This window comes from Serratia sp. BNK-23 (assembly GCF_047456145.1).
Classification (GTDB): domain Bacteria; phylum Pseudomonadota; class Gammaproteobacteria; order Enterobacterales; family Enterobacteriaceae; genus Serratia; species Serratia nematodiphila.
Genome location: NZ_CP179900.1, coordinates 2,228,519 through 2,249,379 on the forward strand (window position 1 = coordinate 2,228,519; position 20,861 = coordinate 2,249,379).

The window sequence follows — 20,861 nt, forward strand, 5'->3', positions numbered from 1 at the left end:
CGATGTCCTGCCCGCAAGATGAAAAACCAGCCCTGGCGGCTGGTTTTTTTATTGGTGAAAAGGGGCAAACGGATCTATCCTTTGCTGTTTTTATCCCTCCGACACCGGCGTTTCACGTTGATACCCATGCAAAATAATCGTTATCATAGTGTGACGCGGATCTATACTTGAAGCTGCATCGTGGTATAGTGGTTATATAAAAAGTTTTTTTATTATTAAAGCTTATTAACAACGGCGTTTTCTTCACCATCAGGGTAGAACACGGGGTTTATGGCTTGTGAGTTTCAGCATACCGGGGCGACACCGATATACCTGGCTGCGGGTAAGCCGCAGTGTTTAACCTAGGATGGTATAAGATATGAAATTGCAGCAGCTTCGTTACATTGTGGAAGTGGTTAACCACAACCTGAATGTCTCCTCGACGGCAGAAGGGCTCTATACCTCTCAACCCGGCATCAGCAAACAGGTGCGCATGCTCGAAGATGAGCTGGGCATCCAGATTTTCGCCCGCAGCGGCAAGCACCTGACCCAGGTCACCCCCGCCGGCCAGGAAATCATTCGCATCGCGCGTGAAGTGTTGTCCAAAGTAGACGCCATCAAAGCCGTTGCCGGTGAACACACCTACCCGGACAAAGGCTCGCTGTACGTCGCCACCACGCATACCCAGGCTCGCTACGCCTTGCCAAACGTGATCAAGGGCTTTATCGAGCGTTACCCGCGCGTCTCGCTGCACATGCATCAGGGATCGCCGACGCAGATCGCCGAAGCGGTCTCCAAGGGCACCGCCGATTTTGCCATCGCCACCGAGGCGCTGCACCTGTACGACGATCTCATCATGTTGCCGTGCTACCACTGGAACCGTGCGGTGGTGGTGAAGCCCGATCATCCTTTGGCGGGCAAAAGCAGCATCAGCATTGAAGAGCTGGCGGCTTACCCGATTGTCACTTACACCTTCGGCTTTACCGGCCGCTCGGAGCTGGACACCGCCTTCAACCGCGCCGGCCTGACGCCGCGCATCGTCTTCACCGCCACCGACGCCGACGTGATTAAAACCTATGTGCGTCTGGGATTGGGGGTGGGGGTGATCGCCAGCATGGCGGTGGATCCGGTGCAGGATCCGGATCTGGTGACGGTGGATGCGCGCGATATCTTCACATATAGCACCACTAAAATCGGCTTCCGCCGTAGCACCTTCCTGCGCAGCTACATGTACGACTTCATTCAGCGCTTCGCGCCGCACCTGACGCGCGACGTGGTCGACAGCGCAGTGGCGCTGCGCTCCAATGAAGAAATCGAAGCGATGTTCAAGGACATCAAGCTGCCGATTAAGTAATCGTTGACGATATCAAATCAAACCCGGTTAGGTGCCTGCCTAACCGGTTTTTTTTAGCCCGGAAACCCGCACCTTCCTTGTTTCTCAGGATCATCCTGAAAAGCCGCCGTCCTTTCGATAGCTTCGTTTCCAACAACATAGAAATTAGCGGTGATGGTGAAATAGGGATGAATAATTTCGACTCGGCTGTCATTGCCATTAAATTGGGTGTCTCTGCCATCATTGCTGCAGTTGTGCTCACAGTATGTCGCCGCCTGGTGCGCAAATCCCGTTAAAGCCGCGAGATTTTCCCTGCAAAAACGCCGCCTCGTTGCGGCGTTTTCGTTGACGTGTGGCCTAACCCCTTGGCTGCGCTCGCACTTCCTTCTTCTTGATTGTTCCCGCCTATCGTTGTGATCAAATCGTGTTGTTATCAAAACGTTAACTTATCTTTGTGGTATCTTTAAACAAGACCTCACTGATTACCCTGTTTTAATCACAATAAGAAAATGGAGGAGCTATGTCGTCCGATCTTCGTGAAACAAGTCTGGATAAGCTGGTTGCGCTGAATAGCGAATATTACTACTACAGTCTGCCGCTGGCGGCGAAGCAGCTGGGTGATATCGACCGGTTGCCGAAATCAATGAAAGTGCTGTTGGAGAACCTGCTGCGCCATGTGGATGGCGATACCGTGCAGGTTGACGACCTCAAGGCCATCGTCGCCTGGTTGCAAACCGGCCATGCTGACCGTGAGATCGCCTACCGTCCAGCACGCGTGCTGATGCAGGACTTTACCGGCGTGCCGGCGGTGGTGGATCTGGCGGCGATGCGTGAAGCGGTGCGGCGGCTGGGCGGCAATGTCGACCAGGTGAACCCGCTGTCACCGGTGGATCTGGTGATTGACCACTCGGTCACCGTCGATGAATTTGGCGACGATAATGCCTTTGAAGACAACGTGCGCATCGAAATGCAGCGCAACCACGAGCGCTACACCTTCCTGCGCTGGGGGCAGAAAGCCTTCAACCGTTTCCGCGTGGTGCCGCCGGGCACCGGCATCTGCCACCAGGTCAACCTCGAATACCTTGGCCAAACGGTGTGGCACAGCGACGAAAGCGGCCGCCGCGTGGCCTATCCGGATACGCTGGTGGGCACCGATTCCCACACCACCATGATTAACGGCCTGGGCATCCTGGGCTGGGGCGTGGGCGGCATCGAAGCGGAAGCCGCGATGCTGGGCCAGCCGGTGTCGATGCTGATCCCGGACGTGGTCGGCTTCAAGCTGACCGGCAAGCTCCGCGAGGGCATTACCGCCACCGATCTGGTGCTGACCGTCACCCAAATGCTGCGCAAACACGGCGTTGTCGGCAAGTTCGTCGAGTTTTACGGCGACGGCCTGGCCGATCTGCCGCTGGCCGATCGGGCGACCATCGCCAACATGTCGCCGGAGTTCGGCGCTACCTGCGGCTTCTTCCCGGTAGACGATGTCACGCTCGGCTACATGAAACTCAGCGGTCGCAGCGCCGAACAAATCGCGCTGGTGGAAGCCTACGCCAAGGCGCAGGGCATGTGGCGCAATCCGGGAGATGAGCCGGTATTCACCAGCTCGCTGGCGCTGGATATGTCGACGGTGGAGGCGAGCCTCGCCGGGCCGAAACGCCCGCAGGATCGCGTGGCGCTGCCGAATGTGCCGCAGGCGTTCAAGGCCGCTACCGAGTTGGATATCGGCGGCCACAAGGCCAAGACAGACAGCAAAACCTTTACGCTGGACGGGCAGCAGCACGAACTGCGCGACGGCGCAGTGGTGATCGCGGCGATCACCTCCTGCACCAACACCTCCAACCCGAGCGTGATGATGGCGGCCGGCCTGCTGGCGAAAAACGCCGTCAAGAAAGGGCTGCGCAGCAAACCCTGGGTAAAAACCTCGCTGGCGCCGGGTTCCAAAGTGGTGACCGACTACTTCGACAGCGCCAAACTCACCGCTTATCTGGAAGAGTTGGGGTTCAACCTGGTGGGGTATGGCTGTACCACCTGCATCGGTAACTCCGGCCCGCTGCCGGATCCGATCGAGCAGGCGATCAAAGAGGGCGATCTGACCGTGGGCGCGGTGCTGTCGGGCAACCGTAACTTCGAAGGGCGCATCCACCCGCTGGTGAAAACCAACTGGCTGGCCTCGCCGCCGCTGGTGGTGGCTTATGCGCTGGCGGGCAGCATGAAGATCGATCTGACCAAAGAGCCGCTGGGCGAGGGCAACGATGGCCAGCCGGTCTACCTGAAGGACATCTGGCCGAGCAGCCGGGACATCGCTCAGGCGGTGGAAGAAGTGCGCACCGAGATGTTCCACAAGGAGTACGGCGAAGTGTTCGACGGCGATGCCAACTGGCAGGCGATCCAGGTGACCGGTTCGGCGACCTATCAGTGGCAGGAGGATTCTACCTATATCCGCCATCCGCCGTTCTTCAGCACCATGAAGGTGAAGCCGGATCCGGTGCAGGACATCAAAGATGCGCGCATTCTGGCGATTCTGGCCGACTCGGTGACCACCGATCACATCTCGCCGGCGGGTAACATCAAGCGCGACAGCCCGGCGGGGCGTTACCTGAGCGAGCATGGCGTAGCACCGCAGGATTTCAACTCCTACGGTTCACGCCGTGGCAACCACGAAGTGATGATGCGCGGCACCTTCGCCAACATTCGCATCCGCAACGAAATGGTGCCGGGCGTGGAAGGCGGCTATACCCGCCATATTCCTTCGCAACAGCAGCTGTCTATCTACGACGCCGCCATGCAGTATCAGCAGGAGAAGGTGCCGCTGGCGGTGATCGCCGGTAAAGAGTACGGTTCCGGCTCCAGCCGTGACTGGGCGGCGAAGGGGCCGCGCCTGCTGGGCGTGCGGGTGGTGATTGCCGAATCCTTCGAGCGTATTCACCGCTCTAACCTGATCGGCATGGGGATTTTGCCGCTGGAGTTCCCGCAAGGGGTGACGCGTAAAACGCTGGGGCTGACCGGGGATGAGCAGATCAGCGTTGGCGGCCTGCAACAGCTTCAGCCGGGCCAGACGGTGCCGGTGCACATCACCTATGCCGACGGGCGCAAGGAAGTGGTCGACACCCGTTGCCGCATCGATACCGGCAATGAGCTGACTTACTACGAAAACGACGGCATCCTGCACTATGTGATCAGGAAAATGCTGTAATTAATCAATAAAAAGGGCGCCGTAAGGCGCCCTGATTGTTTCCGCTGCGGTGGCGATCACTTCTGGTCGAGCAAATGGCCCATTTTGGCGGCCTTGGTTGCCAGATAGCGTTCGTTCTTCGGGTTGCGGCCGACGATCAACGGCACGCGTTCGCTGATGTTGATACCGGCTTCGGTCAGGATCTCGACCTTTTTCGGGTTGTTGGTCAGCAAACGCACCGCGTCGACGCCCAGCAGTTTGAACATGTCGGCACACAGGGTGAAGTCGCGCTCGTCGGCGGCGAAGCCGAGCTGGTGATTGGCTTCCACGGTGTCTGCGCCCTTATCCTGCAGGGCGTAGGCGCGGATCTTGTTCAACAGGCCGATATTGCGGCCCTCCTGGCGATGGTACAGCAGGATGCCGCGGCCTTCTTCCGCAATCTGCTCCAGTGCGGCTTCCAGTTGAAAACCACAGTCGCAGCGCAGGCTGAATAACGCGTCGCCGGTCAGGCATTCGGAATGCACGCGTGCGAGCACCGGCGCTTCGCCGGAAATATCACCGAATACCAGTGCCAGATGGTCATGTCCGGTCGCCAGTTCTTCGAATCCTACCATCAGGAAATCGCCCCAAGGTGTCGGCAGTTTAGCCTCTGCCACCCGTTTCAGCTGCATGTCACTCTCCACAAAAACCTACGATTCAATCATTGTCGCGCATCCTAAGTCCGGTTCAGTAAATTGACCAAGACTAAAACGTGCTACGCCGATCTCTATTTCGTTAATTATCGGCTATTTTGCCACAACTTCTTGCCGGGCGGTGCTCAGCAAACCAGCAGATGGCGTTTTCTGGCCACCTATTATTGCGATAGGTTTTCTATCTGTTTAATTTTTCGCGTGTTATCAATATTGCACTCTTGTTACACTGCAGCCTGATTCACGCAGAGGAAAACGGGAATGTATGAGATAGCAAAACGTACGTCGGGCGGCGCGCTGCTGCTGCTGTTGATGCCGCTGGTGGTATGGGCCTCCGGCTGGCATTGGCAGCCCGGCGGCAATGAGCGGCTGCTCAAAGCGCTGTTCTGGGTGACCGAAACCGTAACCTCGCCGTGGGGCATTCTGACCAGCGCTATCCTTTGCGGTTGGTTTTTGTGGTGCCTGCGCTTTCGGCTGAAGGCGGCCATCGGTCTGGCGATCCTGCTTTCCGCCGCGTTGGTGATTGGGCAGGGGGTCAAGTCGTTGATCAAGGATCGGGTGCAAGAACCGCGGCCGTTTGTGGTATGGCTCGAGCAAACCCACGGCGTGGACGGAAAATATTTCTATTCGCTGCATCGCAAAGAGCGCAGCGCGCTGGTGCGCGAGCAACTGCAAGACCAGACGCTGGTGCCGAACTGGCTGCGCAAGCACTGGCAGTTTGAAACCGGCTTCGCTTTCCCGTCGGGGCATACGATGTTCGCCGCCACCTGGGCGCTGTTGGGCGTAGGGCTGCTGTGGCCGCGCCGCCATTATAAAACCGTTGCGTTGCTGATGGTGTGGGCAACGGGGGTGATGGGCAGCCGTCTGCTGCTGGGCATGCACTGGCCGCGCGATCTGGCGATGGCTACGCTGATCAGTTGGCTGCTGGTGGTGGTCACCTGCTGGCTGGCGCAGCGCTGGTTCGGCCCGCTGACGCCGCCGCCACAAGAGCAGCAGGAAATCGCGGCGCGCAAGCCGGAGATATGATCGCTATGTGACCACGTCACAAAATAGGCGGCATCGGATCGGTGCCGCATTAACCGCTTACATTTTCCCGCCATTGCAATTCGCCCGGTTGCCCCCATATCCTTATAAATTCGACGTTTTGAGAAGCTTTCTCATCAATTTGTTCGCTAAGACCGTTTACTGCCGAATATGCCAGCAGATATGTGGTTTTATCGTGCGGCAGGGTTTCCCTGCCGCAGCGGGAAATGCTAACTTAAGGGTTAGGGACGCCACATTTTGGCATCGTTCATCCGATTCACTCGGCATCGCGGGAAAGAATGTGAAATATTTGCTGATTTTTTTGTTGGTTCTGGTGATCTTCGTGATTTCCGTCACCTTGGGTGCGCATAACGATCAGGTGGTCAATTTTAACTATCTGGTTGCGCAGGGCGACTATCGCGTATCGACCCTGTTGGCCACGCTGTTTGGTGCCGGTTTCGTTCTCGGCTGGATCATTTGCGGCCTGTTCTACCTGCGCACGCGTATTGCGCTGGGTCGCGCCGAGCGCAAGATCAAAAGGCTGGAGCTGCAGCTTGAGCAGCCCGCTGAACCGGCGGCTCAGCCTGTTGTCAGCAAGGAATAATCCTCTATGTTAGAACTGCTGTTTCTGTTGCTGCCCGTGGCTGCCGCGTACGGTTGGTACATGGGGCGCAGAAGCGCTCAGCAGGATAAACAGCAAGAAGCCAACCGCCTGTCGCGCGAATACGTGGCAGGGGTGAACTTTCTGCTCTCCAACCAGCAGGACAAGGCGGTCGATCTGTTCCTCGACATGTTGAAAGAGGACAGCAACACCGTTGAAGCCCACCTGACGCTGGGTAACCTGTTCCGTTCGCGCGGTGAAGTCGACCGCGCCATCCGCATCCATCAGGCCTTGATGGAAAGCGCCTCCCTGACCTTCGAACAGCGCCTGCTGGCGGTGCAGCAGCTGGGCCGCGACTATATGGCGGCCGGGCTGTACGACCGCGCGGAAGACATGTTCAGCCAGTTGACTGACGAAGCGGATTTTCGCGTCTCGGCGCTGCAGCAACTGCTGGTGATCCATCAGGCGACCAGCGACTGGCAGAAAGCGATCGACGTGGCGGAAAAACTGGTCAAGCTGGGCAAAGAGAAGCAACGCGTCGAGATCGCGCACTTTTACTGTGAGTTGGCGCTGCAGGCAATGGGCAGCGACGATCTCGATCGGGCAATGAGCCTGCTCAAGCGCGCGGACGCCGCCGATAAACAGTGTGCGCGCGTGTCCATCATGTTCGGGCGCATCTACATGGCGCAAAACGACTACGCCAAAGCGGCAGAGTCGCTGCAACGCGTACTGAGCCAGGATAAAGAGTTGGTCAGCGAAACGCTGCCGATGCTGCAGGAATGCTACACGCATCTGCCGGAACAACAGCACAACTGGGCCGATTTTCTTAAGCGCTGCGTGGAAGAGAACACCGGCGCCACTGCCGATCTGATGCTAGCCGAGATCATCGAGCGGCACGAAGGGCGCGACGTGGTGCAGGTCTATATCAACCGTCAGCTGCAGCGTCATCCCACTATGCGGGTGTTTTATCGGCTGATGGATTATCACCTGGCGGACGCTGAAGACGGCCGGGCGAAAGAGAGTCTGCTGCTGTTGCGCGATATGGTCGGCGAGCAAATTCGCACCAAACCGCGTTACCGCTGCCACAAATGTGGCTTCACCGCGCACTCGCTCTATTGGCATTGCCCGTCGTGCCGCGCCTGGTCATCGGTCAAACCGATACGCGGTCTGGACGGGCAATAACGCGGCGGAGCGGCAAAAAAAACGGGGCGAAAATCGCCCCTTTTTTTTATGTTCATCACTTACTTTTTCTTGCCGCCTTTGGCGCCGGTTTTCAACAGCTGACGCAGTTTCTTCAGCTCTTTCTGGCTCAGCGGCTGTTCAATCTCTTCTTCGGTGCTTTGATTGTCGATTTCGCCGTGGTGCAGCTCATCCGCCTTTTTGGCCGGTTTCTCTGCTTTGGTGGCGGGCGCGCTGAAACTGCTTTCCAGGCGCTGGCACACTTCCACGCTCAACGAAAATTCGTTTTCAGCGGCGGCGGCGCGGATTTTTTCCTTCAGTTCCAGAGGAATTTTAATGGTAAGTGTCGATATCTCGCTCATTTTGAAAGCCTTTCTGCAGGAAGATGCCTTCAAGCTAAGCCACTGACGATCGGGTGTCTAGTGTGTAATAAAAATTTAATATTTTTGTAACAAAGCGGGGCGAGGAAAATGCGGTTTTTTCAGGCGGCAAACAGAGGCAGGGCCCGAACGTTCGGGCCCTGTACCGGAAACATTATTTGTAGATGATCGCGGTGCCGCTCAACATGTTGTTACCACCGGCGGAGATGATGCGGTAGCTGCTGGCGCCCTGGGCATCCGCTTTAGCGGCCAGTTTTTTCTCCAGGCTGCTGAGGGTGGTTGCGTGGCCTGCGGAAACGATGCCGGCGGCGGTCAGGTTATCGGCCTGCTGGCTGCTGATCGGTTCAGCGGCGAAGGTGGCGAAAGAGGTCAGTGCGATAGCGGCTGCGGCTGCAAAATATTTGATGGTTTTCATGGGTGACTCCAGTCTGTTTATTTAGGAAGGAAGCCATTCGCTTCCGATGGGGTGAATAATAAAGCATCCGTGCCGATTGAAAATCTGATAATGCTGAGCAAGTCATTCAAAATATCTGATTAACAATTTACGCATCTTTACGGCGTTTTACGCTGCGTGGTTTATTGCTGACGGGCGTTCATTGACGCGCCATGACAAAGGCGGGAGGTAACATGACAGAGCGTAGGTGCGCGCTGCGGCTGGGATTTCGGGCCTCCGACATGTAGAATGCGGCGGTCAGTTTCGCGGGTGAGTCCCTGATTATCTCCATTTTACAAAAGGTAGAAGAAATGAAGTCTGAAAATAACGCTAATAACAATGACTTAAAATCATCTCCAATCGTTGTGGCGTTAGATTACGCCGATAAGAACGCTGCGCTGGCGTTCGCCGACCGTATCGATCCGCAAGACTGCCGGCTGAAAGTGGGCAAAGAAATGTTCACGCTGTTTGGGCCGCAACTGGTGCGCGATCTGCATGGGCGCGGTTTCGACGTGTTTCTCGACCTGAAATTCCACGATATTCCCAATACCACTGCGCATGCGGTAGCGGCGGCGGCCGAACTGGGCGTTTGGATGGTTAACGTCCACGCCAGCGGCGGCGCGCGCATGATGACTGCCGCTAAAGAAGCGCTGGCGTCATTCGGGACGGATGCGCCGCTGTTGATCGCCGTAACCGTGCTCACCAGCATGGAAGCGGAAGACCTGCGCGGCATCGGCATCGAGGCTAGCCCGGCGGAACACGCCGAGCGCCTGGCGCGCCTGACCCGCGACTGCGGGCTGGACGGTGTGGTGTGTTCGGCACACGAAGCGCAGCGGCTGAAGGCGGCCTGCGGGCAGGCTTTCCAACTGGTGACGCCGGGGATCCGCCCTGAAGGCAGCGCGGCGGGCGATCAGCGTCGTATCATGACGCCGGTGCAGGCGCAGGCCGCCGGCGTGGACTATATGGTGATTGGGCGTCCGATCACCCAATCTGCCGATCCGGCCGCGACGCTGCGCGCGATCCGCGCCTCTTTGGCCTGAGGAAGCGATGATGAATGACGATAACAGTCGTCTGGTGTATTCCACGGACACCGGTCGCATCAAGCAGGAAGAGGTTAAACCGCAACGCGCCAAGGGCGATGGCGTTGTGCGCATCCAGCGCCAGACCAGCGGCCGCAAGGGGAAGGGCGTGTGCCTGATTACCGGCGTCGATCTGGATGATGCCGCGCTCGATAAACTGGCGGCCGAGCTGAAAAAGAAATGCGGCTGCGGCGGCTCGGTGAAAGACGGGGTCATCGAGATCCAGGGCGATAAACGCGATCTGCTCAAACAGCTGCTGGAAGCCAAAGGCATGAAGGTCAAACTGGCGGGCGGTTGAGGTGAATCGCCATGCCGCGGTGCAATGCTGCGGCATGGCTAGAGGTTGTTGCTGCCGGGGGTTAACCCGTTAACGGCGAAAGAACCATAGACTTAACGTAAAACAGACCTGAAATCATCGTTATTGGTTAATACGTCAAAGCGCCAAGTCGCTTTTGCCCGCCTGTCGGCGGAGGAACATCGGGCAGGTTATTTGCCAACCTGGTGACCGATGATGCCGCCCACCGCTGCCCCACCCAGCGTGCCCAAAGCGCTGCCGTTGGTCAGCACTGCGCCGCCGACTGCACCGGCGCCGGCGCCGATGGCGGTGTTGCGATCGCGTTTGGACATGTTGGAACAGGCGCTCAGTGAAAACGCCAGAGTCAGAGCCAGAGCGGCGGTGGCGAAACGTTTATTGATAATCATCATAATGACTTCTCCTTAGCATTGGCTATATGGAAGTGCCTTATAAGTATAGGCGTTAACCATAAATCAGGCCTGCTGTTGATTCCCATACGGTATCGATATAAAAAATGGCATTTTTTGTTAACGGCCGAATAATTAGCGGGTTACGGCCCAAAAGTTACCGAAGCTGAGTATAGGTTTCTCGGGAAGGATAAACAGGTAAATAGTCTTAAAATCCCGCTGCGCAAGGGGAAAGACGCGCGGCGTGGCCCGCGCGGTGCGGCGGTGGTCTGCGTTATTCGTTGACCAATTCCACCTGTACGCCCTGGCGTTTCAGCTGATGCTGATACTCCAGCGCCAAACGTGAATCGGTGATCACCCGGCTGATTTGCCCCGGCTGCGCCAGCGGATTGGGCTGGATCTGGCCGAATTTGCTGGAGTCCGTCAGCACGATATTCTCCACGCCCTTGGCCAGTACCGCGCTGACCACATCGGCGCGCATCATGTCGCGGCCGGTAAAGCCGGTTTCGGCCTGAAAGCCGTCAATGCCGATAAACGCCTTATTGAAATGCACCTGCTGAATGCACAGCCGCGTCAGCGGGCCGACCACGGTCTCGCTTTTCTTCTGGTACATGCCGCCCAGCACAATCACGTCGCAGTCGGTTTCTTTCAGCAGGTTGGCGATGTAGTGGCTGACGGTGATCAGCGTAATGCGCTTGTGTTCGGCGATGTAGCGCGCCAGCAGGGCGTTGGCGCTGCCGCTCTCGATAAAGATCGTCTCGCCGTCGTTGACCTGCGCGGCGGCGTATTGCGCCAGCCGCTGCTTGAGGGTGAAATTGGACATCATGCGGGCGTCGACGTCGTCGCTCTCCAACGCCACGGCGGAACCGTGCACCCGCTTCAGATAACTGCGCTTTTCCAGCAGGTTGAGATCCTGCCGGATGGTGACTTCCGAGACGCCCGAGGCGCGCGCCAGCTCATTGACGCTGATCCGCCGGCGATCGTTAACCAACTGCAATATGGTCTGTTGTCGTAAATTCATATCGGCCTGATGATGCGGCCGCCAAGGCGCGGCCGCTAAGAGTCAAAGGTTTAAAGAGTATGTTCTGTGCGCGCAATAATATCATCCTGCGCCTCAGGGGATAATGCGGTAAAGAAGGCGGAATAGCCAGCTACGCGAACCACTAAATCACGATATTGGTCAGGGTGTTGCTTCGCCGCCAGCAGCGTTTCGCGCGACACGATGTTGTACTGCACATGCCAGCCGCGGTAGCTCTCGAAGAAGGTGCGCAACATCAGCATCAGCTTTTCCCGATCGCGCGGGTTGTCCAGCGTCGCCGGGTTAAGCTTTTGGTTGAGCAGCACGCCGCCGAGGATCGCCTCGGTCGGCAACTTGGCGAGCGAATTGAACACCGCCGTCGGCCCCAGATGGTCGGTGCCGGACGCCGGACTGGCGCCTTCCGCCAGTGGCGTGTGCGCCTTACGTCCATCGGGCGTGGCCAGGGTGGCAGAGCCGAACGGCACGTTGGCCGAAATCGACGAGGTGCCGGCGTAGTAACCGCCGCCGATCGGCCCGCGGCCGAAGCGGGTGTTGCGATACTGCTTCAGTTGTTCGATATAGGTTTGGTAGGCGCGCACCAGCAGCCAATCGACCTCGTCCACGTCGTTGCCGTATTTGGGCGCGGCGTTGAGCAGCCGCTGGCGCAGCTGCTCGCCATCCAGCCCGGCGAAGTCTTCGGCCAGCGCCGTCGCCAACTGCTGCTGGCCGATCGTCCCCTGGTCGAACACCAGTTTGCGCACCGCCGCGAGGCTGTTGCCCAGGTTGGCGATGCCGACCTGCAGGCCGGAAACCCAATCGTATTTGGCGCCGCCTTGCTTGATGCTTTTACCGCGTTCGATGCAGTCATCCACCAGCGCGGAACAGAGGATATCGTGGGCGTTCTCCTCCAGCACGCTGTCCACCACGCACTCGATCTCGATCGACTTGCGCGTGTAGTAGCGGATTTGCCGATCCCAGGCGGTTAAGACCTGCTCGAAATCGTCGAAGTTTCCTTTGGACAGCGCCTGTTCCTGTGGCAGGAAGATCTGCCCGGAGGTCGCGTCGCGGCCCTGTTCCAGCGCCGCCAGCAGCACGCGGGCGAAGTTGATGAAGCTCATGCCGGTGCAGCGATAGCCCCATTTTCCGCCGACGGCGGTCTCGATACAGCCGATGGCGGCGTAGTCGTAAGCGTCTTGCGGTTCGACCCCCAACTTGATGAACTCGGGAATGACGATTTCGTCATTATTGAATGCCGGCATGCCGAAGCCGCAGCGGATCACCTGCACGCAGGCGTCGAGGAAGTCGGCGCTCATCCCGGCATGGTAACGCACGCTGAGGTTGGGCTGGGTGGAGCGCAGGCGGCCGCAGGACTCGAGAATGGCGTAGGACAGCGGGTTGACCGCATCGCACGGCCGGCCGTCGATCAGCTTCTGTCCGCCGATGGTGACGTTCTGGTACAGCGGGCTGCCGGCGGAAGCCTTGGAATGCGAGCCGGAGCGGATCTTGTTGACCTCCAGCAGCTTCAGCCAGCAGCTGTGCAACAGCTCGATGGCGTCTTCCCGCGCCAGCTTTTGCTCCAGCTCCACGTCACGCCGATACCAGGGATAGAGATATTGATCGAGGCGGCCGAAGGAAACCGAATGGCCGTTGGATTCGATCTGCAACGTCAGCTGGATGAAATAGCACAGCTGCAGCGCCTGCCAGAAGGTTTGCGGCGGGCGATGGGCGATCCGATCGCAGTTGTCCGCGATGGCCAGCAGCTCGGTGCGCCGGCCAGTGCGCGGTTCGTTTTGCGCCATGTCGCGCGCCAGGCGGGCGAAGCGCAGGATGTGTTCGCTCAGCGCCGCCAGCACGATGTCGATAGCGTTGAGAAACTGCGCTTTGTGCAGGTCTTCCCACTCGGTCAGGCGCAGGCGGCTGCGGCGCGCGTTCACTTTTTCACGCAGGCCGTCGAGACCTAGCTCCAGCAACAGCGGGAAGTTGACCGCCAGGTGAGCATCGCCGGAGGTCATGTTGCCCTCGGCCTTGATGATGCCGGTGGCCAGCAGCGCTTTTTGCTCGTCGGTGAACATGCCGTAGCAGCGATCCTGCACCGTTTGGCCGCGCCACCAGGGGCACAGGCGATGCAAAATCGCCTTGTTCTCTTCGCTGACCGAAAAACCGGCGCCCGGCCGGTCGGCCAACTGGTCTATTTCGTTTTCTATCCAGCCGACGGTGTATTCGGGGAAGATCGGCGCGGCGCGCAGTTCGCTGGCCTGGTTGCCGACGATCAACTCGTCGTTGGCGATCCAGATGCTGCGTTTCGCCAGGTGGTTAGCCAGCGCCAGCGCGCGGCGCACCGGCAGCGGCTTGTTCTGATGCTGTTGATAGGCTTCGGTATAGTGCTGTGCTCGTTCGGTGCACACCGGCGGTTTGACGATGTGAATCAGCGCGTTCTTGTGCGCCTGAATACGGGCGCTGAGGGTGGTCAAATCCAACGTGGTCATGGCGTTATCCTCGCAAAATGGCGGTCAGGCCTTTGGCGCCGGCATAGGCTTCGGCGAAGGCCAGCAGATCGGGCGCGTCCAGCGGCGTGCGGGCGGCGCGGTAGGGCTCGCCGAGCAGGTGGTACTTGTTGATGCCCAGCGTGTGGTACGGCAGAAAGTGGATCTCCGATACGCCGATCTCGTCGGCGGCGAAGTCGACGATCGCGCGGACTGAGCGGCGATCGGCGTTGAAATCGGGGATCAGCGGCACGCGCACGGTCATTGGCACGCCGTGCGCCGCCAGCCGGCGGAAATTGTTCATCACCCGGCGGGCGGAGCCGCCGGTCCAGGCTCTGAAGCGCGCTTCGTCGGTGTGTTTGAGATCGGCCAACAGCAGATCCAGCCACGGCAGCGAAGGGGCGATGTAACGCCAGGGAACGTGCAGGCAGGATTCGACGGCGGTGTGGATGCCGGCCTCGCGGCCGCGCCGCAGCAGTTCCGCCGCAACCTCCGGCTGCATAAAGGGCTCGCCGCCGGACAGCGTTAAACCGCCGCCGCTGCGCAGGTAGAAAGGCTTATCCCGCATTACCTCGGCCATGATATCGTCGGGGTTGACCGGGCTGCCGCACAGGCTGAGCGCGCCGGTCGGGCAGGTGGCGGCCAGGGCGGCATAATCGTCTGCGCTAATCAGCTCGCGTTGCAGCGTCAGCGGCCCGTCGGTGCGCTGCAGCCCTTGCGGACAACGCTCGGCGCACAGCGTGCAGCCGCTCAGGCACAGGCGCTCGTCAAACAGCAGGTCTGCGTGGCGCGAACGGCTTTCCGGGTTCTGACACCAGCGGCAGCTCAGCGGGCAGCCTTTTAAAAAGACCACGCTGCGGATGCCCGGGCCGTCATGGGTCGAGTAGCGCTGCAGATTAAAGAACATGAGTCACCCGTTTGGCGTTGCTGAATCTTTCGCCATTATATGTGTTTCGAATGAAAGTTGAATTGATTTTGATCAAAGGTTGGCGGTTTTTTTGCCCTATGATGATCAGAGTTTGAATCCGCCCACAGAACATGACACAGGAGTCCGTGATGGAGCTTTATCTCGATACCGCCGATGTGACCGCGGTAAAACGCCTGGCGCGCATTCTGCCGCTGCACGGCGTCACCACCAACCCGAGCATCGTGGCGAAGGAAGGCAAGCCGATCTGGGAAGTGCTGCCCGCGCTGCGCGACGCCCTCGGCGGCACCGGCAAGCTGTTTGCGCAGGTGATGGCGGCCGATGCGGAACGTATGGTGGCGGAGGCGGCGCTGCTCAGCCAGCGGGTACCGGGGCTGGTGGTGAAGATCCCGGCGACCGCCGAAGGGCTGGCGGCGATCAAGAAACTTAAAACGATGTCCATTCCGACGCTGGGCACCGCAGTGTACGGCGCCGGGCAAGGGCTGTTGGCGGCATTGGCCGGGGCGGAATATGTGGCGCCTTATATCAACCGCGTGGATGCGCAGGGCGGCGACGGCATCGAAATGGTGCACGAGCTGCAGCAGCTGTTGAGCCTGCATGCGCCCTCGGCGCAGGTGCTGGCCGCCAGCTTCAAAACGCCGCGCCAGGCGCTGGAGTGCTTGCTCGCGGGCTGTCAGGCCATCACGCTGCCGGTGGACGTGGCGGAGCAGTTCCTGAATGCGCCGGCCGTACAGGCCGCGGTCGAGAAATTCGAACAGGATTGGCAGGGGGCGTTCGGCTCGACGCTGTTAGGCTAAAGCCAGTAAAAAGGGCGCCGCGGCGCCCTTGCTTGATGCTCGGTTCGTTTAGCCGCGGCCGGTCTCCTCCCGCAGTGCGGCGCTGACCTCGTGCGCCGTCGGTTGTTCGGAACGCAGCGCCCGGCGGATGGCGAAGAAAGCGGCGATCAGCATGGTCACCGCCACCAGCATAAAGAACCCGCACAGCGCGGCGTTGATCTGGTTGCTGAACACGATGGTCTCCATGTCTTTTAACGACTTGGCCGGCGCAATGATCGTGCCTTGCTCGATGCCGGTGGAGAACTTCTTCGCCTGCGCCAGGAAGCCGATGCTCGGTTTTTCGTGGAAGATCTTCTGCCAGCCGGCGGTCATCGAGGTGACGAACAGCCAGGCGGTCGGCAGAATAGTCACCCAGGCGTAGCGCTGCTTCTTCATCTTGAACAGCACTACGGTGCCGAGGATCAGCGCCATCGATGCCAGCATCTGGTTGCCGATGCCGAACAGCGGCCACAGGGTATTGATGCCGCCGAGCGGATCGACCACCCCCTGATACACGAAGAAACCCCAACCGGCCACCGCCACCGTGGTGCCCGCCAGGTTGCCGAGCCAGGAGCGGTTGTTGGCCAGTTGCGGCACCGCCACGCCCACCAGATCCTGCACCATAAAGCGGCAGGCGCGGGTGCCGGCGTCGACGGCGGTCAGGATGAACAGCGCTTCGAACAGAATGGCGAAGTGGTACCAGAACGCCATCATCGCCCGGCTATTGAACACCTCGCTGATGATGTGCGCCATGCCCACGGCGAAGGTCGGGGCGCCGCCGGCGCGCGACAGAATGGAGTTCTCACCCACCTCTTTGGCGATCAGCGCCAGCGTCTCCGGCGTGACGATAAAGCCCCAGCTGTTAATCACCTGCGAAGCATTCTCCACCGTGGTGCCAATCAGCGCCGCCGGTGAGTTCATGGCGAAGTAAACGCCCGGATCCAGCACCGAGGCGCAGATCAGCGCCATGATGGCGACGAAAGACTCCATCAGCATGGCGCCGTAACCGATAAAGCGAATGTGGCTTTCGCGCTCCACCAGTTTGGGCGTGGTGCCGCTGGAGACCAGCGCGTGGAAGCCGGAAATGGCGCCGCAGGCGATGGTGATGAACAGGAATGGGAACAGGGCGCCGGCGAACACCGGGCCGCTGCCGTCGATAAAGCGCGAAACCGCCGGCATTTTCATCTCCGGCATGGCGAAGACGATGCCGATGGCCAGACCGATGATGACGCCGATCTTCATAAAGGTCGAAAGGTAGTCGCGCGGCGCCAGCAGTAGCCACACCGGCAGCACCGAGGCGACGAAGCCGTAGATCACCAGCACCCAGGTCAGGGTGGTGCCGTGCAGCGTGAAGAACGGCCCCCAGTAGGGATCTTGCGCCACGTTGCCGCCGTAAACGATCGCCAGCAGCATCAGCACGAAGCCGATCACTGAGATTTCAGCGATCTTACCTGGGCGAATAAAACGCATGTAGACGCCCATGAACAGCGCGATCGGGATGGTGGCGGCGATGGTGAACAGCCCCCACGGGCTGTCGGCCAGCGCCTTCACCACCACCAGCGCCAGCGCCGACAGGATGATGATCATCACCCCCAGCGCGCCGAGCATGGTAATCACCCCGGCGAACGCCCCCAGCTCTTGCTTGGCCATCTCCCCCAGCGAACGTCCGTCGCGGCGGGTGGAGATGAACAGCACCAGAAAATCCTGCACCGCGCCGGCCAACATAACGCCGACCAGGATCCAGATGGTTCCCGGCAGGAAGCCCATCTGCGCGGCCAGGATCGGCCCCACCAGCGGCCCGGCGCCGGCGATGGCGGCGAAGTGGTGGCCGAACAGCACCCATTTGTTGGTGGGCACATAGTCCAGGCCGTCGTTGTGGCGTTCGGCCGGGGTCAGACGGCGGTCATCCAGTTCAAAGACCTTGTCGGCGATGAACCGGCTGTAGAAGCGGTAGGCGATGCTGTAGCAGGCGACGGCGGCGACCACCAGCCAGACGGCGTTGACGTGTTCGCCGCGGCTGAGCGCCAGCATGGCGAAGGCGAAAGCGCCGACCAACGCCACCAGCAGCCAGATAAGTCCGGACCTGATGTTTTTCATGAAACAACTCCTTGGCGTACAGAGGTAGAAATTGACGTTGTTATTAGGGATGACGTTTTAACAGTAGAAGTTTTGCCGCCGAACCGCGGCAGGTCGGATGAGAAATGTGAAGCAGGTGGGGTTTTGGTGGAAAAACAACGTGATGAAACCCCATTGGTGCAGGCTGTCGTCGCAATGTGGCCCGGCAGCGTTTCCTGCTGCATTTTTAATTTTTATCTGGCGGATAATATCTAAACCCATCGCTTGCGCGATCCCTTTGGCATTATTTTTCTGTATTGCCGACACAAGGGGTACTAATAAACGTTTTGCGTGATATATCTTGGCTCGCGCTCGAAGCGCCATTCATTTATTTCACAAATAATAAAGTCAATAAAAGGAATTAATAATGATAGATAAAGTCATTGCAGGTTATTTACCGCAGCTAACGGCCATTCGTCATGATATTCATCAGCACCCGGAGCTTGGCTTCGAGGAGTTTCGTACCAGCGATTTGGTGGCGGATTATCTGAGTTCGTGGGGGTATGAGGTGCACCGCGGATTGGCGGGCACCGGCGTCGTCGGTACGCTGCGAGCGGGCGCCGGTGCGAAGCGTCTCGGGCTGCGCGCCGATATGGATGCGCTGCCGATCGAAGAAAACAACGGCAAATCCTGGAGCAGCAGCGTGCCCAACCGCATGCACGGTTGCGGCCACGACGGCCATACCACCATGTTGCTCGGCGCTGCGCGTTACCTGGCGCAAACCCGCCGCTTCAATGGCACGCTGCATCTGATTTTTCAGCCGGCGGAAGAGACGCTGGGCGGCGGCGCGTTGATGGTGGAGCAAGGGTTATTCGAACGCTTTCCCTGTGACGCCATCTTCGCCATGCACAACATGCCGGGTCTGCCGGTGGGCGAGTTTTTCTTCCGTCACGGCGCCTTTATGGCTTCGACGGACCAATTCGTCGTTACCGTGCAAGGCTGCGGTGGGCACGGCGCTATGCCGCATCTGACCGTCGATCCGGTGCTGGTGGCCTCGCATATCGTCGTCGCGCTGCAAAGCATCGTCTCGCGTAATACCGATCCGCTGGAGGCGGCGGTGATCACCGTCGGCAGCATTAAGGCCGGTGAGGCGGCCAATGTTATCCCGGACAGCGCGGAAATGCGGCTTAGCGTGCGATCGCTGGGGCGCGAGTGGCGAACCGAGCTGTTAACGCGCATTCCTGCGCTGATTCAGGCGCAGGCGCAAAGCTTCGGTGCCACGGCAATCGTGAACCACATCAACGGCGCTCCGGTATTGGTTAACGATGAGGCCATGACGCGCTTCGCGCATCAGGTGGCGCAGCAGCAGTTCGGCGCCGCGCGCGCGCACTACGGCGCCAAGCCGCTGATGGGCAGTGAAGATTTCACCTTCATGCTCGAGGCGCAGCCGCAGGGTTGTTATCTGCTGATCGGTAATGGCGACGGTGAAGGAAGCTGTATGGTGCATAACCCGGGATATGACTTTAACGATGAATGCCTGGCGGCGGGCAGCCATTATTGGGGCGCGCTGGTGGAAGCGTATTTAAAATAAGTCAGAAAAATAATAACAGGGAAGATAATAATGAGTGAAAATACGGCGGTGACGCAATCAGAAATAAACGCGCCGTCGAAGACAGGCGGCAAGAAAGTGATATTTGCCGCCTCCTTCGGTAATGCGTTGGAATTTTTCGACTTCGGCATTTATAACTTCTTCGTCATTTATATTAGTGTGCTGTTCTTTCCGCCGTCGAGCGATCCTAATCTGGCGTTGCTGCTGGCGTTCGCCACGTTCGGCGTCAGTTTTATTATGCGGCCTCTGGGCGGTATTTTGATCGGCGCCTATGCCGATCGCCGCGGCCGCAAACCGGCGATGATCCTGACGATTTCGTTGATGAGCCTGGGTACGGCGATGATCGGTTTTGCGCCGACCTACGCCAGCGCCGGCTATTGGGGAACCATCACGCTGGTGGCGGCGCGCCTTATCCAGGGTGTGGCGGCGGGTGGAGAGGTGGGGGCGTCGATGTCGTTGCTGGTGGAGTCGGCGCCGCCCAATCGGCGCGGCTTCTATTCCAGCTGGTCACTGGCGACGCAGGGCATTGCCAGCGTGATTGGCGGTGTGACAGCGCTGGGGTTGAGCGCCGCGCTGCCGCTGCTTTCGGGCGAACCGAACGCGATGGCTGAATGGGGCTGGCGTATTCCTTTCTTCATCGGCGTGGCGCTGGCGCCGCTCGGTTGCTGGCTGCGTCTCGGGCTGGAAAGCGACCGGCCGCCGATGCCGCGCACTCAGGAGCCGCCTGCGCAGCTGCGCCGGCACTCGCGAGCGGTGGTGCTCGGCGTGATGTTGACCATCGGCGCCACGGTTGCCACGTACATTTCTATGTATTATCTCGGTACCTTTGCGGTGAAGTATCTGGGCATGGCGCAGACTTACGGCTATGCCGCGATGCTGCTGGCCGGGATCATCACTTTCGGCGGCAGTTTGCTGGTTGGGGGCTGGTGCGATCGCTATGGCCGTCTGCCGCTGATCCGCTGGGCGCGGATCGCCATTTTACTGCTGGCGTTGCCGGTTTTCTGGTTGCTGACGGTGGCGCCGTATCCGGCGGTGTTGCTGAGCGTGGTTGCGCTGATGGTTGGGCTAACGACGTTGGGGTCTGTTCCTACGCTGTTGGTGATTTCCGAGCTGTTTCCGCAGCGCGTACGCGCGCTGGGGTTTGCGTTGGTTTATAGCCTTGGCGTCGCAATCTTCGGCGGCTTTGCCCAATACATCGCTTCACAGTCGATCGCACTCAGCGGTTCGCTGCTGGCGCCCGCCGGCTATCTGATATTGGCGACGCTGATCTCGCTGGCCGCGCTGCCGCTGTTGCGTGAAACCGGCGGCGATCCGCTGCGCTAGCAGACGCGGGGCGAAAAAAACGCCGGCGGTTCTCACCGCCGGCGTTTTGCGTTACGACCGTTT

The 20,861-nt window shown here is 59.4% G+C and carries 20 protein-coding genes; 11 read left to right on the top strand and 9 right to left on the bottom strand.

From position 1 onward, the window contains the following. Window positions 1–2 precede the first annotated feature (2 nt). The 3 genes from ACMGF9_RS10570 (at window position 3) to acnA (ending at window position 4,505) form a co-directional block, all read left to right on the top strand. The gene (locus tag ACMGF9_RS10570) at window positions 3–137 is read left to right on the top strand and encodes a hypothetical protein (RefSeq protein WP_260115612.1); all 135 of its coding nucleotides are present in this window, start codon (window positions 3–5) and stop codon (window positions 135–137) included. Window positions 138–358: 221 nt separating this feature from the next. Continuing rightward, on the top strand, window positions 359–1,333 hold the full coding sequence (gene cysB / locus ACMGF9_RS10575) for an HTH-type transcriptional regulator CysB (protein WP_004930690.1): 975 nt from the start codon (window positions 359–361) through the stop codon (window positions 1,331–1,333). A 499-nt stretch (window positions 1,334–1,832) separates the two neighbouring features. Beyond that, on the top strand, window positions 1,833–4,505 hold the full coding sequence (acnA, locus tag ACMGF9_RS10580; RefSeq protein WP_021503816.1) for an aconitate hydratase AcnA: 2,673 nt from the start codon (window positions 1,833–1,835) through the stop codon (window positions 4,503–4,505). 56 nt (window positions 4,506–4,561) lie between these two features. On the opposite strand, the gene ribA is transcribed toward acnA, so the two are convergent. Continuing rightward, complete coding sequence (gene ribA / locus ACMGF9_RS10585; RefSeq protein WP_004930678.1) at window positions 4,562–5,155, bottom strand: GTP cyclohydrolase II; 594 nt, start codon at window positions 5,153–5,155, stop codon at window positions 4,562–4,564. Window positions 5,156–5,434: 279 nt separating this feature from the next. Here ribA and pgpB point away from each other — a divergent pair, with 279 nt between their 5' ends. From pgpB to lapB, 3 genes are all read left to right on the top strand, one after another. Further along, window positions 5,435–6,199, top strand: coding sequence for a phosphatidylglycerophosphatase B (pgpB, locus tag ACMGF9_RS10590; RefSeq protein ID WP_076740780.1), 765 nt, complete (start codon window positions 5,435–5,437; stop codon window positions 6,197–6,199). Between the two features lie 298 nt (window positions 6,200–6,497). Further along, window positions 6,498–6,800, top strand: coding sequence for a LapA family protein (locus ACMGF9_RS10595; RefSeq protein ID WP_004930650.1), 303 nt, complete (start codon window positions 6,498–6,500; stop codon window positions 6,798–6,800). A gap of 6 nt (window positions 6,801–6,806) precedes the next feature. Further along, entirely contained in the window at window positions 6,807–7,979 is a 1,173-nt protein-coding gene (gene lapB / locus ACMGF9_RS10600; RefSeq protein WP_021503814.1) for a lipopolysaccharide assembly protein LapB, read from the top strand. A 59-nt stretch (window positions 7,980–8,038) separates the two neighbouring features. Here the strand turns inward: lapB and ACMGF9_RS10605 are convergent, their stop codons facing one another. Together ACMGF9_RS10605 and bhsA are read right to left on the bottom strand one after the other, a co-directional pair. Continuing rightward, entirely contained in the window at window positions 8,039–8,338 is a 300-nt protein-coding gene (locus ACMGF9_RS10605) for an Arc family DNA-binding protein (RefSeq protein WP_015378033.1), read from the bottom strand. A 172-nt stretch (window positions 8,339–8,510) separates the two neighbouring features. Next, a complete protein-coding gene (bhsA, locus tag ACMGF9_RS10610) occupies window positions 8,511–8,771 on the bottom strand; it encodes a multiple stress resistance protein BhsA (RefSeq protein ID WP_004930642.1) in 261 nt (86 codons plus the stop codon). A 329-nt stretch (window positions 8,772–9,100) separates the two neighbouring features. Here bhsA and pyrF point away from each other — a divergent pair, with 329 nt between their 5' ends. Then, window positions 9,101–9,829 carry an orotidine-5'-phosphate decarboxylase gene (gene pyrF / locus ACMGF9_RS10615; protein WP_004930640.1) on the top strand — a complete coding sequence of 243 codons (729 nt, stop codon included), beginning with the start codon at window positions 9,101–9,103 and terminating at the stop codon, window positions 9,827–9,829. Window positions 9,830–9,839: 10 nt separating this feature from the next. Further along, window positions 9,840–10,166 (top strand): stress response translation initiation inhibitor YciH, encoded by a 327-nt coding sequence (gene yciH, locus ACMGF9_RS10620; RefSeq protein ID WP_021503812.1) that lies wholly within the window; start codon window positions 9,840–9,842, stop codon window positions 10,164–10,166. Between the two features lie 188 nt (window positions 10,167–10,354). On the opposite strand, the gene osmB is transcribed toward yciH, so the two are convergent. The 4 genes from osmB to ACMGF9_RS10640 all read right to left on the bottom strand — a co-directional run bounded on the left by osmB (window position 10,355) and on the right by ACMGF9_RS10640 (window position 14,978). After that, the gene (gene osmB, locus ACMGF9_RS10625) at window positions 10,355–10,573 is read right to left on the bottom strand and encodes an osmotically-inducible lipoprotein OsmB (protein WP_004930634.1); all 219 of its coding nucleotides are present in this window, start codon (window positions 10,571–10,573) and stop codon (window positions 10,355–10,357) included. Window positions 10,574–10,844: 271 nt separating this feature from the next. Then, window positions 10,845–11,591, bottom strand: coding sequence for a DNA-binding transcriptional regulator YciT (locus tag ACMGF9_RS10630; protein ID WP_044031124.1), 747 nt, complete (start codon window positions 11,589–11,591; stop codon window positions 10,845–10,847). 50 nt (window positions 11,592–11,641) lie between these two features. Continuing rightward, window positions 11,642–14,074 (bottom strand): formate C-acetyltransferase/glycerol dehydratase family glycyl radical enzyme, encoded by a 2,433-nt coding sequence (locus tag ACMGF9_RS10635; protein WP_118891979.1) that lies wholly within the window; start codon window positions 14,072–14,074, stop codon window positions 11,642–11,644. Between the two features lie 4 nt (window positions 14,075–14,078). Further along, on the bottom strand, window positions 14,079–14,978 hold the full coding sequence (locus tag ACMGF9_RS10640) for a glycyl-radical enzyme activating protein (protein ID WP_021503810.1): 900 nt from the start codon (window positions 14,976–14,978) through the stop codon (window positions 14,079–14,081). 149 nt (window positions 14,979–15,127) lie between these two features. On the opposite strand from ACMGF9_RS10640, the gene fsa reads away from it, so the two are divergent. Next, the gene (gene fsa, locus ACMGF9_RS10645) at window positions 15,128–15,793 is read left to right on the top strand and encodes a fructose-6-phosphate aldolase (protein ID WP_021503809.1); all 666 of its coding nucleotides are present in this window, start codon (window positions 15,128–15,130) and stop codon (window positions 15,791–15,793) included. A 48-nt stretch (window positions 15,794–15,841) separates the two neighbouring features. On the opposite strand, the gene ACMGF9_RS10650 is transcribed toward fsa, so the two are convergent. Together ACMGF9_RS10650 and ACMGF9_RS10655 are read right to left on the bottom strand one after the other, a co-directional pair. Continuing rightward, a complete protein-coding gene (locus ACMGF9_RS10650; RefSeq protein WP_118891981.1) occupies window positions 15,842–17,908 on the bottom strand; it encodes a carbon starvation CstA family protein in 2,067 nt (688 codons plus the stop codon). A gap of 57 nt (window positions 17,909–17,965) precedes the next feature. After that, window positions 17,966–18,250, bottom strand: coding sequence for a hypothetical protein (locus ACMGF9_RS10655; protein ID WP_126181070.1), 285 nt, complete (start codon window positions 18,248–18,250; stop codon window positions 17,966–17,968). 43 nt (window positions 18,251–18,293) lie between these two features. On the opposite strand from ACMGF9_RS10655, the gene ACMGF9_RS10660 reads away from it, so the two are divergent. Beyond that, complete coding sequence (locus tag ACMGF9_RS10660; protein WP_182264359.1) at window positions 18,294–19,457, top strand: M20 aminoacylase family protein; 1,164 nt, start codon at window positions 18,294–18,296, stop codon at window positions 19,455–19,457. A 30-nt stretch (window positions 19,458–19,487) separates the two neighbouring features. Continuing rightward, the gene (locus ACMGF9_RS10665; protein WP_088381644.1) at window positions 19,488–20,798 is read left to right on the top strand and encodes an MFS transporter; all 1,311 of its coding nucleotides are present in this window, start codon (window positions 19,488–19,490) and stop codon (window positions 20,796–20,798) included. The last annotated feature ends 63 nt before the right edge of the window (window positions 20,799–20,861 follow it).

Coding starts and splice junctions, on each gene's coding strand:
- ACMGF9_RS10570 (WP_260115612.1), top strand. CDS start 3: ATGTCCTGCCCGCAAGATGAAAAACCAGCCCTGGCGGCTGGTTTTTTT.
- cysB (WP_004930690.1), top strand. CDS start 359: ATGAAATTGCAGCAGCTTCGTTACATTGTGGAAGTGGTTAACCACAAC.
- acnA (WP_021503816.1), top strand. CDS start 1,833: ATGTCGTCCGATCTTCGTGAAACAAGTCTGGATAAGCTGGTTGCGCTG.
- ribA (WP_004930678.1), bottom strand. CDS start 5,155: ATGCAGCTGAAACGGGTGGCAGAGGCTAAACTGCCGACACCTTGGGGC.
- pgpB (WP_076740780.1), top strand. CDS start 5,435: ATGTATGAGATAGCAAAACGTACGTCGGGCGGCGCGCTGCTGCTGCTG.
- lapB (WP_021503814.1), top strand. CDS start 6,807: ATGTTAGAACTGCTGTTTCTGTTGCTGCCCGTGGCTGCCGCGTACGGT.
- ACMGF9_RS10605 (WP_015378033.1), bottom strand. CDS start 8,338: ATGAGCGAGATATCGACACTTACCATTAAAATTCCTCTGGAACTGAAG.
- bhsA (WP_004930642.1), bottom strand. CDS start 8,771: ATGAAAACCATCAAATATTTTGCAGCCGCAGCCGCTATCGCACTGACC.
- pyrF (WP_004930640.1), top strand. CDS start 9,101: ATGAAGTCTGAAAATAACGCTAATAACAATGACTTAAAATCATCTCCA.
- yciH (WP_021503812.1), top strand. CDS start 9,840: ATGAATGACGATAACAGTCGTCTGGTGTATTCCACGGACACCGGTCGC.
- osmB (WP_004930634.1), bottom strand. CDS start 10,573: ATGATGATTATCAATAAACGTTTCGCCACCGCCGCTCTGGCTCTGACT.
- ACMGF9_RS10630 (WP_044031124.1), bottom strand. CDS start 11,591: ATGAATTTACGACAACAGACCATATTGCAGTTGGTTAACGATCGCCGG.
- ACMGF9_RS10635 (WP_118891979.1), bottom strand. CDS start 14,074: ATGACCACGTTGGATTTGACCACCCTCAGCGCCCGTATTCAGGCGCAC.
- ACMGF9_RS10640 (WP_021503810.1), bottom strand. CDS start 14,978: ATGTTCTTTAATCTGCAGCGCTACTCGACCCATGACGGCCCGGGCATC.
- fsa (WP_021503809.1), top strand. CDS start 15,128: ATGGAGCTTTATCTCGATACCGCCGATGTGACCGCGGTAAAACGCCTG.
- ACMGF9_RS10650 (WP_118891981.1), bottom strand. CDS start 17,908: ATGAAAAACATCAGGTCCGGACTTATCTGGCTGCTGGTGGCGTTGGTC.
- ACMGF9_RS10655 (WP_126181070.1), bottom strand. CDS start 18,250: ATGGCGCTTCGAGCGCGAGCCAAGATATATCACGCAAAACGTTTATTA.
- ACMGF9_RS10660 (WP_182264359.1), top strand. CDS start 18,294: ATGATAGATAAAGTCATTGCAGGTTATTTACCGCAGCTAACGGCCATT.
- ACMGF9_RS10665 (WP_088381644.1), top strand. CDS start 19,488: ATGAGTGAAAATACGGCGGTGACGCAATCAGAAATAAACGCGCCGTCG.